The 15267-nt window shown below is 46.5% G+C and carries 6 protein-coding genes; all 6 read left to right on the forward strand.

Annotated elements, in window-relative coordinates; genetic code table 11:
• Window positions 1-15: 15 nt before the first annotated feature.
• Entirely contained in the window at window positions 16-2445 is a 2430-nt protein-coding gene (locus BC343_RS01900) for an ABC transporter permease (protein WP_078346020.1), read from the forward strand.
• Between the two features lie 136 nt (window positions 2446-2581).
• Window positions 2582-4978 carry an ABC transporter permease gene (locus BC343_RS01905; RefSeq protein ID WP_078346021.1) on the forward strand — a complete coding sequence of 799 codons (2397 nt, stop codon included), beginning with the start codon at window positions 2582-2584 and terminating at the stop codon, window positions 4976-4978.
• A 136-nt stretch (window positions 4979-5114) separates the two neighbouring features.
• Window positions 5115-7469, forward strand: coding sequence for an ABC transporter permease (locus BC343_RS01910; protein WP_078346022.1), 2355 nt, complete (start codon window positions 5115-5117; stop codon window positions 7467-7469).
• A 123-nt stretch (window positions 7470-7592) separates the two neighbouring features.
• Entirely contained in the window at window positions 7593-9989 is a 2397-nt protein-coding gene (locus tag BC343_RS01915; RefSeq protein ID WP_078346023.1) for an ABC transporter permease, read from the forward strand.
• A 113-nt stretch (window positions 9990-10102) separates the two neighbouring features.
• Window positions 10103-12526: an ABC transporter permease gene (locus BC343_RS01920; protein WP_078346024.1), complete on the forward strand. Its 2424-nt coding sequence runs from the start codon at window positions 10103-10105 to the stop codon at window positions 12524-12526.
• Window positions 12527-12679: 153 nt separating this feature from the next.
• Window positions 12680-15073, forward strand: coding sequence for an ABC transporter permease (locus tag BC343_RS01925; RefSeq protein ID WP_078346025.1), 2394 nt, complete (start codon window positions 12680-12682; stop codon window positions 15071-15073).
• Window positions 15074-15267: the final 194 nt, after the last annotated feature.

Consider the following 15267-nt stretch of genomic DNA (forward strand, 5'->3'; position numbering starts at 1 on the left):
TTAATCGGTGAAATCATGTTTAAAAACTACATAAAAACAGCATTCCGTAGCCTCTTGAAGAACAAGGGCTTTACGGCTATAAATATATTGGGGCTCGCTCTGGGGCTTTGCGCCTGCTTACTCATCGTTTTCTACGTGGTAGATGAGTTGAGTTACGACCGCTACAACACTAAACACGACCGCATCTTCCGTGTAAATTCCGACTTAAAGCTGGGCGAGAACCGCAAGGATTACGCTGTTATCATGCCGCCGCTGGCCAAAACGCTGATAGCAGAATTTCCTTACGTAGAAGATGCTGTACGCGTTAAGAACGCTTATACCATTCATGTGAAAAAAGGCGATGTAAATATGGTAGAGAGCAAAGCTGCCTTTGCCGATCCTTCCTTGTTTCACGTGTTCACGCTGCCCATGCTTACCGGCGACGCCAAAACTGCCCTTGCCGAACCAAATTCGTTGGTGTTAACAGAAAGCACGGCTGTTAGGTACTTTGGCAAAACCGATGTGGTAGGTACCACCATGACGCTGAATGAGAACCAAAACTTTAAGGTTACCGGCGTAATAAAGGACCTGCCTAAAACCTCGCACTTTAATTTCGACTTCTTTTTATCGATGGCCACTTGGGAGGATAGCCGCTCGAACGCCTGGTTGCGCAACGACTATACCACCTACGTATTGCTGAAAGATAAAGCTGATGCCAAAAAGCTGTCGGCGAGTTTAAACCCCTTCCTGTACAAAGTGAGTGGCGACCAAATGAAAAAGGAAATAGGCATGAGCTACAACGATTTTGAGAAAAGTGGCAGCTATTTCCGCATGGACCTTATTCCGCTTACGGATATACACCTGAAATCTAACCGCATCGGAGAATTGGGCGCCAATAGTACCATTCAATACGTTTACATTTTTTCGGCCATTGCCATTTTTATATTACTGATAGCCTGCGTAAACTTTATGAACCTTTCTACAGCGCGCTCGGCCAACCGTGCACGCGAGGTTGGGGTACGTAAGGTGCTTGGCTCGTCACGTAGTTTTTTAGTAGCGCAGTTCCTGTCCGAATCTATCATGGTGACTTTTTTCGCCACCATCATAGCCCTGGTATTCGCCGTAGGGTTGTTACCGCAATTCAACCAATTAGCAGGTAAGGAGATGGCAGTTACCAGCTCTACGCTGATATGGCTGATACCTGCCGCTGTATTTACGGTACTTTTTGTTGGTGCACTGGCGGGCTCGTACCCGGCATTCTTCCTGTCGGCTTTCCAACCTATAGAGGTATTGAAAGGCAAATTATCTGCCGGCTTTAAGGGCGGCGGCTTGCGCAGCTTTTTAGTCGTGTTCCAGTTCGGTATATCGGTATTCCTTATTATGGGTACATTGGTTATTAAAAACCAGCTCAACTTTATACAAACCACCAACCTCGGCTTTAACCGCGACCAGGTGCTGGTGATACAAAATGCCTACGAGCTTAACAAAGAGACAAAAACCTTCAAGAACGAACTGACGCAGCTACCCGGTGTAACCAGCGCTACCATGACGGATTTCCTGCCGGTATCGGTAAACCGCCGCAGTACATCCATCTTTTTTAAAGATGCCACGCTCGATCAAAAGAACTCTATTTTCCCGCAGTCGTGGGAAGTAGATACCGAGTGGATACCTACGCTGGATATCAAAATGGCGGCCGGGCGCAACTTTGCAGCGGATAGGGTGAGCGATTCGTCTGCCATTATTATCAACGAGGCTGCCGCCAAATTCCTGGGTTATAAAAATGCCTTGGGGCAAACCCTGTACAAATCTAACGGCGGCAAAACCGAACTGAGCAATACTGTAAAGTACGAGGTAATAGGGGTAATGAAGGATTTTCATTACAGCTCGATGCACGAAAAGATAGAGCCACTGATCATCCGCCTTGCTGAAAATAACGGTTCTATCAGCCTGCGTGTGAATGCTTCGAACTTACCTGCGCTGATGTCGCAGATAAAAACCAAATGGGCCGGTTTCTCGCCGGTACAAATGAACTATTCTTTTATGGATCAGGATTTTGATGCCAGCTACCGCTCTGAGCAGCGCGTAGGTACCATCTTCATCATATTCACTACGTTGGCCATCATCATTGCCTGCTTGGGCTTGTTCGGTTTGGCGGCTTATGCGGCGGAACAGCGTACCAAAGAGATAGGCATACGCAAGGTATTGGGTGCCAGTGTAAGCGCTATTGTGGGTATGCTCTCTAAAGATTTTGTAAAACTGGTGGTAATATCCATTGTGTTTGCCGTGCCATTGGCCTGGTACTGCATGACGCTGTGGCTGCAGGATTTTGCCTACCGCGTAAACATACAATGGTGGGTAGTAGCAGTAGCGGGCTTAGCGGCCATTGCCATTGCGGTAATAACGGTAAGCTTCCAATCGGTAAAAGCCGCGCTGGCTAACCCGGTGAAGAGTTTGAAAAATGAGTGATGGGGAAGTCCATAGTCCATGGTCGATAGGCAATAGTAAAAACGTTTTCGGCTATGGTCTATGGACTATTGACCATGGACAAAATAATCGGTGAAATCATAAAAATCGATGCAATCGGTGATATAAAAAGATAATCATGATAAAAAATTATTTAAAAACGGCCTGGCGCAACATCTTAGGGAATAAGTTTTACGCCTCTATTAATGTGGCCGGCCTTACTGTGGGGCTGGTGGTTGGTTTGTTTATGTTGCTTTGGGTGCAGGACGAATTGAGTTATGACCGCTTTAACACCAAAGCCGACAAGATATATAAAATAGGTATTGTAGGCGGTACGGGCATCAGCAAGCAGATATTCAATAATATTATTGCGCCGGTGGCTACCTATGCCAAAGCTGAGATTCCTGATGTGCAGGATGCCGTACGCGTGATGAACATAGGCAGCGCACCTTTCCGCTATAAAGACAAAGTTTTTTACGAAGACAATTTTGCCTTTACCGATCCGTCGTATTTCAGCGTGTTCGATTTCAATTTGATCGATGGAGATAAACGGCACCCCTTTGCCGACAACAACTCGGTAGTGATAACTAAAGAAATAGCCGCCAAATATTTTGGAAAGGAAGATCCTATAGGTAAGGTAGTTACCCTGGGGCAGGACGAGCAATTGAAGGTAACCGGCGTAATACCCGATTACCCCGCAAACTCCAGCCTTAAATACCGCATCCTGCTGCCGCTTTCGCGCTTTAACGATCTGGCTTACATCAAAAACAAAAAGACCTACGATAACAAAACCTTCATCTCTACGATGGATGCCGATTGGAGCATGTTCGGTTTCCAAACCTTCCTGTTGCTGAAACCTAATGCCACCATGAGCGTAGCGGCGCTGGAAAAAAGATTGCAGGCCATACACGAGCGTAATAAACCCGAAGATGCTCCGGTGCCGTACCTGTCGCAACCCTTACCGCAAATGCACCTGTACCAGGCCGATGGTACCGATGGTGGTATGTCTACCGTGCGCACTTTTGGTATTGTGGCTATTATGATATTGGTTATCGCCTGCATCAACTATGTAAACCTCTCTACTGCCCGCAGTATGCTTCGCGCTAAAGAGGTGAGCATGCGCAAAATAATAGGGGCGGGTAAGTTCCAGTTGTTCCTGCAGTTTATGGCAGAAACTACTATGCTGTTCGTGATAGCCGCCGTGTTTGCTTTTGCGCTGATGTTTGTGCTGCTGCCATACTATAACCAGTTCTCGGGCAAGCAAATTACCCTGAGCCTCTCCAACTATAATATGTGGTTATGTATTGGCGTAACCTTGCTGGGGACGCTTACTGCATCAAGTATCTATCCTGCCTTATTGCTTTCGTCGTTTGAGCCTTTAAAAGCGCTGAAAGGCAAGGTCACCATCGGCATTGGCAATGCTGCTTTCCGCAGAATACTGGTGGTGTTGCAATTTGCGGTATCGGTAGTGCTTATTATCGGTACACTTATTATCGGCAAGCAACTGAAATTCATTCGCGAGAAGAACCTTGGCTACGATAAAGAGAACGTAATCGGTTTTACCATGCGAGGCGATATGGTATCTAAGTATGACGTTATTAAGAACGAGCTGGCCAAGAACCCGTCTGTTGTAAGCGTTACCCGTGCGGGGCGCGATTTGGTTACCGGTGGTAACTCTACCGGCGATAACGACTGGGACGGCAAACCCGCGAACTCTAATATGTGGTTCAACCAGATATATGCCGATAAAGATATACTGAGTTTCTTTAAAATGAAGCTGGCAGACGGCGCAGGCTTCACAGGCGCTGTGGCCGATTCGGCACACTTCCTTATCAACGAAACTGCGGTGAAAGAGATGGGTTTGAAGAACCCGATAGGCGCCAGGCTGCGTGTACAGACCGTTAACGGCACTATTATAGGTGTGGTGAAAGATTTCCACTTCAACACCATGCACCGCAAAATTGAGCCTGCAGTGTTCCAGTACAAACCTAACGACTGCTGGAAACTATACATTAAAACCACCGGCCGTGGTGCGCAAAGCGCCATTGCATCGGCAGAACAAGTATGGAAGCAATACAACGGCGATATACCTTTCAACTACGTTTTCCTTGATGATAGCTTCAAAAAACTTTATTCCGACGACCGGCGCACCGGCTCGCTGTTCAACATCTTCTCGGGCATAGCCATTATTATTTCATGCCTTGGGTTGTTCGGTTTGGCCACTTATTCAGCACAGGTAAAAACAAGGGAGATAGGCATACGCAAAGTATTAGGTGCAAGTGTGGCACGCATTATAGGCTTGCTGGCCACCGAGTTTATGGTATTGATAGTAATTGCTATTGTAATAGCCGTACCTATTGGCTGGTACGCCATGAACGCCTGGCTACAGGACTTTGCCTACAAGGTTAGCGTTACCTGGACGGTGTTTGTACTGGCAGGCTGCGGCGCAACATTAATTGCATTAGCCACCATCAGCATACAATCGGTAAAAGCTGCATTGGCCAACCCGGTGAGGAGCTTGAAGAATGGGGAATGAGGAAGTCCATAGTCGATGGTCAATAGTTCATAGCCAGAAAAGAGCCCATGATAGTAGCTTCTATGGACTATCGACCATGGCCTATGGACTAATTAATCGGTGAAATCAAAGCTAATCGGTGAAATCTAAATAAATCATGATAAAGAACTATTTTAAAATTGCCTGGCGGAACCTTGTTCGGAACAAGGGCTTTTCGCTAACCAACATCCTGGGGCTTACCATTGGGATGGTGTGCACTATCTTCATTTTTTTATGGGTGAAGGATGAGTTGCAGTTTGATAAGTTTCACCAAAACCACGACAACATTTACCAGGTAATGGCTACGCGCGATTTTAAGCCGACCATTTTCACCGACCCTAACATGGTGTTGCCGCTGGCCAAAACGCTTGAAGGGGGCAACCCGCAGGTATTGCGAACAGTGGTTACCACGCACCAGGAATCGCACCTGTTCCAGTACAATAACACCAAACTGAAAAAAACTTCGTACGATGTAAGCGATCAGTTCTTTAACATCTTCACGTTCAAATTTATTAAAGGCAATGCCAAAAGCGTTCTGAGCGATCTGCACTCTGTTGCCATTACCGAAAGCGCCGCCAAAGCCTTCTTCGGCAACGACGACCCGATGGATAAGGTATTAAAGGTGGATAACCAGCAGAACTATAAAGTGGCTGCCGTACTGGCCGACCCGCCTAACAATTCTACCTTCCAGTTCGATTTTATTGCACCTTTTGATGAATCGGCAGAGTGGTTCAAAAACCGCATGAAGGAATGGACAGGCTCTTCGCACAGCGTATTCATACAAACTACACCGAACGCCAATATGGCTGCGGTTGATAAGTACATCGACAAGGTAAAACACGAGCACGATCCGAAAGATAAGATAAGCACGTACTGGACCTTCCCGATGAACAAATGGCACCTTTACAGCGAATTTAAGGATGGCAAAAACGTTGGTGGGATGATAGAGTATGTGCGCATGTTTACCGTTATCGCTATCATTATTTTGCTGATAGCCTGCGTGAACTTCATGAACCTTTCTACCGCACGGTCGGAGAAACGGGCCAAAGAGGTAGGTATCCGTAAAACATTAGGCTCGGATAAAAAGCAACTTATTCTGCAATTCTTTTTCGAATCGGTAATACTGGCGCTGATTGCATTTGTGCTGGCTGTAGGTGTTGTTTATGTGCTGATGCCATCGTTTAACCTGCTGGTGAGCAAGCAGCTTAAACTGAGCATTATTGAGCCTTTCTTCCTTATCGGTGCGCTCATTATTATCTTATTCACAGGCGTAGTTGCCGGTAGTTATCCTGCGCTTTACCTTTCATCGTTCAACCCGGTGAAGGTATTGAAAGGCACTTTTGCCGCCGGCAAAAGTGCTGTGTTGCCAAGGCGCATTTTGGTGGTTGGGCAATTTGTAATGTCGATATTGCTGATATCGGCCACCATTATCGTGTACCAGCAGATACAGCATATTAAGGATAAAAGCATTGGTTATAACCCGAACAACCTTATCATGGTTCCGTCTTCGGACGATATCAATAAGAATTATGCTGCTATAAAACAGGATCTGGAGAATACCGGGCTGATAGCCGCCACTACGCGCACCTCATCGCCCATAACTGAGATCTGGTGGAAATCGGGTTCGCCTGATTATGATGGCAAAACAGCCAATGGTGACATCATTTTCTCGGGCTTGCAGGCAGATGTAGACCTCACTAAAACCATGGGCATAAAAGTATTGCAGGGCCGCGACTTCAACAAAACACCCGGCGATAGCGCAGTAATGCTGCTGAACAAAGCCGCTGTAGAGGCCATGAAGCTGAAGAACCCTATAGGGATGGAAATGCGTTACGGCCGTAAGTATACCGTTGCCGGCGTTATTGATAACGTGGTAATGGCCTCACCTTACGACCCTGTTGAACCGCTGATGATCTATTACTCCCCCAACAACTCCAGTGTAATAAACGTTCGCCTAAAAGCAGGCGTGCAACCGCAAACCGCTGTTACCGCGCTTGAAACCATCTTTAAAAAATATGATCCGCAGAACCTGTTCGAGTACAAATTTGTGGATCAGGAGTTCGGCAAGAAATTCGTGACCGAGGAACTCATCAGCCGAATCACCAACATATTTGCCGGCCTGGCCATTTTCATCTGCTGTATTGGTTTGGCCGGTTTGGCATCGTTCACCATCGAAAAACGCTTCCGCGAGATTGGCGTGCGCAAGGTAATGGGCGCATCGGTAAGGCAACTGTTGATGCTGATAGCCACTGAGTTTTTAAAGTTGGTAGCCATAGCCTTTGTAATAGCCGTGCCCGTAACCTGGTACCTCATGAGCAACTGGCTTAAAAAATATACTTACCATATCGATGTAAATGCCTGGGTATTTGCCACGGTAGGCATATTGATACTCATGCTAACCATGATCGTAGTAAGCCTCAACACCATGAAAGCCGCATTGGCCAACCCGGTGAAGAGTTTGCGGAGCGAGTAGTCAATAGTCCATGGTCGATAGTCCATAGCAAGAAGCTTTTTTTACTATGGTCTATGGACTATCAACCATGGACTAACTAATCGGTGGAATCAAAAGAATCTGTGTAATCGGTGAAACAATAAGATGATAAAGAACTATATCAAGATCGCCTTTCGCAACCTGTCGAGGCAGAAAATGTACAGCCTGATCAATATCAGTGGTTTGGCCGTGGGGCTGGCCGTTTGCATGACCATTCTGATGTATGTTTCGCATGAGATGACGTACGACAGTTTCCATAAAAACGGTGATCGTACCTACGGCATACACGCTACGCTGAACATAGGCGGCAACCAAATGAACATGGCATACATGAGTTATGCCACCGGCCCCATTGCCAAACAAACGCAGCCCGGGGTAGATGGCTACCTGCGCACCATGACCTATACTAAACCGCTGCTGGTAAACAACCCGGCCACGCCCGATAGAAAGCTTGCGGATGAGGGCCTGCTATATGCCGACGCCAATTTCTTCGATTTCTTTTCCTTCAAACTGAAAACGGGTAGTACGGCAGATGTGCTTACCAAGCCATACTCGGTAGTGCTTTCGCAGGAGATGGCGGATAAGTATTTTGCGGGGCAAGACCCTGTGGGTAAAACCATCGCCATAAAAACCGATAGCACCTATACTTACCAGGTTACCGGCGTTGCCGAGAATAGCCCTAGTAATTCATCTATTAAATACAACTTCATCGCATCTAACGCCAGCCTTGCCGCCATGAAAGAAGGTGCGAAATATACCGAAGGACAGGGCGTGGGCCCCGGCAGGTTCGATGTGTACCTGACGCTGAAGAGGGCTGCCGATACCGCCAAAGTAAAAGCAGGGATGGAGCAACTGGCTAAAAATGATAAGGACGCTTTCGATAATATCAAATTCAGCCTTTCGCCACTGGCAGATATGCACCTGAAAAGCAATTTCGGCGATGCCTCTAATACTAAATACCTGAAGATATTCCCGCTGGTGGCGGTGCTGATATTGCTGCTGGCATTGGTGAATTACATGAGCCTTTCTACCGCCCGCTCTACACTGCGCGCTAAAGAAGTAGGCGTGCGCAAAGTATCGGGCGCGGGGCGAAAAACTATTGCCATGCAGTTTTATGTAGAGTCGGGCATATTTACGCTGTTATCTTTTGTATTGGGCTACATACTTTGCTACGCTTTTAAGCCATGGTTTACCAACGTGCTGCAAATGAATATAGATAATTCGTTTTTATACAGTCCGCTGGTGCTTTTATTGCTGCTTGCATTATTTGTTATAACTGTTTTAATTGCAGGTAGTTATCCGTCATTAGTTCTGTCGGCATTTAAACCCATTGCTACGCTGAAAGGCAAAATGAGCAAACAAACCGGCGGCGTTGCCGTGCGTAAAGTGTTTACTACTTTGCAGTTCGCTATATCGGTCGGGCTCATCATCTGCGGCATCATCATCGACCGGCAGCTGTACTTTTTCCGCCATACCGATACGGGTATGGACCGCGAGAATATTGTAATGATACCCGTTGGCAATAGCTTCGGCAGCAATTACCCCGCCTTTAAGCAGGATATTGCCTCTTTGGGAGGAATAGCTAACACAGCTACCTCGCACTATGCCATGTTCAAAGGCTATGATATGAATTTTGTAGACGGTAAAACCAAAGGTGAAAGTGTTGCTTTGGCTGCATTATCGGTTGATAACCATTATATTAATACACTAAACCTGAAGTGGAAGATATCCCCGGTCTCTGAAGCCAGCATGATAGGCCCCGACAAGATGGTGATCAACGAGGAAGCAATTGAGAAGCTGCATTTAAAGCCCAACCCGGTAGGCAGCTACATACAGGCAGGCGACCAAATGTTTGAAGTAACCGGCGTGGTGAAGAACTTTAACTTCAGTTCGATGCAGTCGACCATTGAGCCTTTAGGCTTGTTCATCGCACCCGATACCACTACGGTTTGGGCAAAGTTGGGCTGCAGCCTTTTCGCCAAAATAAAACCGAATACCAATTTGCCAACCCTATTGGGCAATATGGAGGGCATCTACAAAAAATACAGCAACGGCACGCCATTCAGCTATACCTTTATGGATGATGCCTTTAACGAGCAATATAAGGCAGAAGACAGGCTATCATCTATCTTCAGCATATTCACCGGCATTACCATTTTACTGGCTACGATGGGGCTTTTCGGCTTAACCGCATTCACAATAGAGCAGCGCGCCAAAGAGATAGGCATACGCAAAGTATTAGGCGCGAGCCTGAGCGCCATTACGTCTTTATTAACTATCGATTTTGTAAAGCTTGTGACCATATCGGCAGTGATAGCCTCGCCGATAGCCTGGTGGGCCATGCACAACTGGCTGCAAAACTTTGCCTACCGCATAGCTATACCTTGGTGGGTATTTGCAGCGGCAGGTATAGTAGCGGTGATAACTGCGATCGTAACCATCAGCTATCACGCATTAAGAGCAGCAGTAGCAAACCCGGTGAAGAGCCTACGGTCGGAATGATATGCAGATGTGCAAATTTCAGATGTGCAGATGAAGGAAAAAATGGTGTAATCAAAAGAATCGGTTGAATCGGAGAAAATCTGTGAAATCGGTGCCAATAAATCGGTGTAATCATGATAAAAAATTATTTAAAAAGTGCCTTGCGTAATATTACCCGGCACAAATTCATCTCGTTCATCAATATCTTCGGGCTTACCGTGGGGCTTGCCTGCTGTTTGCTGATATTGACGTATATCATCAACGAGAATAGCTACGATAACTACAATACCAATGCCGATGATACCTACCGCGTAACGCGCACCTTTTATTCGCAGCCTGGGGTAGAGAGTTTGCATTTGAGTGCCGTTGCGCCACCGTTCGGTCCGCTGCTGCAAACGGCATTCCCGGATATTAAACAGATAACGCGGGTTATCCCAACCGGCACAAGTGCACTGCACTACAAAGAGAAACTGTTTAACGAGAAAGGCACCTTTGTGGCCGATGAGCATTTCTTTGATGTATTCGATGTAGCGTTAACCAAAGGCGATGCAAAAACCGCACTGGTTGACCCATATAGCATTATGCTGAGCGAAACTATTGCTAAAAAATACTTTGGCGACGAAGACCCAATGAACAAAGGTCTGCGCCTCGACGATAACAAACACGAGTTTAAAGTTACCGGAGTATTCAAAGCCTTCCCGCAAAATGCACACCTGCATCCGGAAATGCTGTTCTCATTCAATACCCTAAAAGATAGCACTATTTTCGGTAAGATAGACTTGGAGCACGATTTCGGTGGCAATTTTATTTATACCTATTTGCTTTTCCAAAAAGGTTATAATACCGCCCGCATAGAAGCGCAACTGCCCGACTTCTTGGATAAATACGTGAACCTGGGCGGTACGGTGAAAACACACCTGCAAACCAAGATCGACTTCCAAAAGCTGACCGATATACACCTGCGCTCGCATTTGGATGATGAGATAGAGCAGAACGGCGATATTAAACGCGTATACATATTCTCGGCCATAGCGCTGTTTATCCTGCTTATTGCCTGCATCAATTACATGAATTTGGCTACTGCAAGGTCAGTGCTGCGTGCGAAAGAGATAGGTATCCGCAAAGTGATCGGTGCACAAAGGGGCGAGATCATCTCCCAGTTCCTCAGCGAATCAGTATTGATCACCTGCGTGGCGCTGGTATTGGCCATTGCACTAACGGTGGTGTTGCTGCCATGGATAAACAGTATGTCGGAACTTAACCTATCATTTGGCAGCTTGTTAAATGCCAAAGTATTGTTGCCTGTACTGGCGCTGCCTTTTGTTATCGGGCTCATAAGCGGTATTTACCCGGCATTGTTCATGTCTTCGTTCATCCCGGCAAAGGTGCTGAAAGGTATATTAAAAGTTGGCTCGGGTAATGTATCGTTCAGGCAGGTGCTGGTGGTGCTGCAGTTTTCTATCTCTATTATTTTGATCGTAGCTACGGCGGTGGTTTTTCAGCAGTTGCAGTTTATCCAAAACAAAGCTTTGGGCTTTAATAAAGAGCATATCATCACCATGGGGTACGAAAGAGGGCTTACCCCGCAATATGAGGCCTTTAAGGATGACCTGCTGAAAAGCGGGCAAGTGAAGGAAGTGGGCCGCTCCTCACGCATACCATCCGGCAGGCTGCTCGATTCGCAAGGAGCTTCGCTGATTGAAGGCGGCAGCGAACAACCCGTAAAATTTGACTTAAAGTACCTTCACACCGACTATGGCTTTATACCTACCTACGGTATGCAGATGGCCGCCGGGCGTAACTTTTCGGTAGCTTTCCCTACAGATACCAATAACACCATCATTAACGAAGCAGCAGTACGCGCCTTCGGGTGGAAAAATAACGATGCTGCCATAGGTAAAGACCTGAGGTATGGCGGCATCAATGGCAAGGTAATAGGCGTGGTGAAAGATTTCCACTTCGAATCGTTACATCAAAAGATCATTCCGTTGGTGTTCCAGTTGCCTGCAGAAAGAGGCAATTTCGGAAGGATGTCCATCAAAATAAACGGAGCTAACCCTAAAGCAGCCATTGCCGCAGTAGAAAACATTTGGCGCAAATACCTGCCCGAAACGCCATTCGATTACACTTTTCTGGATGAACGCTTTGGCAAGTTATACAGCGCCGAGCAGCAGCAGGGGAAACTGTTCACCACGTTCTCTGTAATTGCCATATTCATAGCTTGCCTTGGGTTATTTGGTTTATCAGCATTTACCATTACCCAGCGTGTAAAAGAAATTGGTGTGCGCAAGGTATTGGGTGCAAGCGTGCCGCAAATAGTGGGCGTATTATCGCGCGATTTCCTGAAATTGGTGATAGTCGCGGCCATTATAGCTATACCCGCAGCCTGGTATTTTATGAACCAATGGCTGCTCGATTTCGAGTTCCGCATCAGTATCAGTTGGTGGGTGTTAGCTTCAGCAGGTGTAGTGGCACTGATCGTTGCATTTGCCACCATCAGTTTCCAATCCATCAAAGCAGCACTGGCCAATCCGGTGAAGAGTTTGCGGAGCGAGTAAGGAGAAGTCCATAGTCCATGGTCGATAGTCCATAGTAAAAATTATTTCCGACTATGGTCTATGGACTATCGACCATGGACTAACTAATCGGTGGAATCGGAGAGAATCTGTGGAATCGGTATTAAATAATCGGTGAAATCTTAAAAATAGAATATGATAAAATCAGCATGGCGCAGTTTGCGCAGCCACAAGGCAACCAGCATTATTAATATCGGCGGCTTATCTGTTGGGATGGCTGCGGCAGTGCTCATTTTTATTTGGGTGCAAAACGAGTTCTCGTTCGATAAGAACCAGGACGATGCGGCGAACATATACCGCGTAAAAAACTACCTGGCAGTTGATAAAACCTCGACCTGGATATGGGAGAATTCGCCATACGTTTTAGGCGAAGCAATGAAAAAGGAGATACCCGAGGTGGAGAATGTTACCCGTATTTCGCCGAATAAATACCGCTCGATGTACTTAAACATCAATGGCGAGTTTTTCAGCGAGAAAACAACCGCTTATGTAGATAACGAGTGGTTCAACGTTTTTAAATATGATTTTGTACGGGGTAATGCGGCGGCGTTTACGCACAACCCTTTCAGCCTGATACTATCCGAAACTAAAGCCAAAAAGTATTTTAATACCCTTGATGCCGTCGGCAAAACCATCAAGATAGATTCGACTAATTACCAGGTGCAGGCCGTTATGAAAGATGTGCCGGCAAACAGCAGCTTTCAATTCGATATTCTGATACCTGTTGCTGCCAAACAAATCAACAAGAGCAACAAGGATAACGATCTGCAATGGGGCAATTTTAACTACCTCACATTTGTGAAGGTCCGCCCGAACGTTCGTATGAAGCCGGTCTCAGAAAAGATCAAGCAGATATTATTCAAAAACCGTAAAGAGGCAAACCTCAATATAGGGCTTACGCCATTGGCTGCCCTGCATTTTGAGAACGACCTTCAAAACTCAGCCCTGCAACATGGTGATAAAAAGGTTGCCTACATTTTTGTTGCCCTCGGTGTTTTGCTTTTGCTGATCGCCTGTATCAACTATGTTAACCTAACCACTGCGCGGGCAAGCCTGCGTGCCAAAGAGGTAAGCGTTAAAAAGATAGTAGGAGCGGGCCGGGGGCAGCTGTTCATGCAGTTTATTGCCGAATCGGCTTTGGTAAGTGTTTTGGCTTTAATATTAACTTTGCTTATCATATGGGCAAGCCTGCCTGCTTTTAACCAATTCACAGGCCGCAACTTTTCGCTTATTGCTGGTTCCGGTTATGTTGGGTTGATATTGGTAGGTACTTTGCTCGCCGCCATAGCGCTCAACAGTATTTACCCTGCGCTGTTACTATCATCGTTCAAGCCTATGAGCATTTTCCGAGGCAGCAGTGTGCTTAAAATGAAAGACAGCTCCTTACGTAAAGGGCTTGTAGTAGTGCAGTTTACGTTCTCTATCTTTCTCATCATCGGCGTTATTATTATTTATCGCCAGCTTAATTTTATCAATTCGCAAAACCCGGGGTATAAGCGCGAGCAGGTACTTACAGTTTCGGTACCCATGAGTGTGTTTTATAAATACAAAGGCGATGCGCGTACAAGTTTGTGCATAAGCATTAAACAGTCGCTGCTGTCGCAGGCAGGTATCAATGGCGTATCAATGATGGGTACGCATTCGATACAGGATAACCAAAACCTGTCATCGGGCGGCACCGATTGGGATGGCCGCGCAAAGGATTTCGATCCATCGATAGCCTTTTTCAATGTGGACCCCGATTACACCAAAATTGTAAAACTTAATATGCTGGACGGCCGCTGGTTCAATAGCGGTGATAAGGCCGACGAGAAGAATGCAGTACTGAACGAAACAGCCGCTAAGGAGCTGCACCTGCATAAGCCCTACGTTGGCCAGCGTTTTGTATCACGTGGCGATACCGGGCAGGTAATTGGTGTGGTGAAGGATTTTAACTACCGCAGCATGCACGAAAAAATAAACCCGGCCATTTTCAAGAACAGCCAGGATTGGGTGAACACCTTTTTGATAGGCATTGCGCCGGGCAAACAGGATGATGCCATTAAAAAGATATCCGCCGTGTGGGGCCAATACTTCAGCGGTGAGCCGTTGGAGTACAGTTTCCTCGATCAGGAATTTGATAAGCTTTATAAAGACGATGCCAAATCATCGGGCCTGATGTCGGTATTTGCCGTAGTAGCAATAATGATATCTTCGCTGGGTTTATTTGGTTTAGCTGCTTTTACAGCAGAGCAACGTGGTAAAGAGATAGGTATCCGTAAAGTGTTGGGTGCAACCGTATCGGGATTGGTGACTTTACTATCCCGAGATTTTATTATGCTGGTGCTTGTCGCGTTGTTGATAGCCGCACCGCTTTCGGGCTGGCTAATGGGCAAATGGCTTGAAGATTTTGCCTACCGCATCAACATCAGCTGGTGGGTATACGCCGCCGCAGGTATCATAGCTGTGGTAATTGCGTTCATCACCATCAGCTTCCAGGCCGTAAAAGCGGCAATGGCTAACCCGGTGCGTCGCTTACGCTCGGAGTGAGTAGTTGATTAAGGGAGTAGTGAGTAGTTGAGCGTGTGGTAAATGGTTGATCCGTGAATGGTGAGTAGCTAGAAAATTGATTTTGGCTACTCATCATGCTATTTGAACGCGACGATAAAAACAACCATTCACCACTCTCTATTCACCACTCACCGCGGCCCAAGATGTATCATTACCGAACACCGCGCTGTAAC

Origin of the sequence: Mucilaginibacter pedocola (assembly GCF_002013915.1) — a bacterium.
GTDB lineage: Bacteria > Bacteroidota > Bacteroidia > Sphingobacteriales > Sphingobacteriaceae > Mucilaginibacter > Mucilaginibacter pedocola.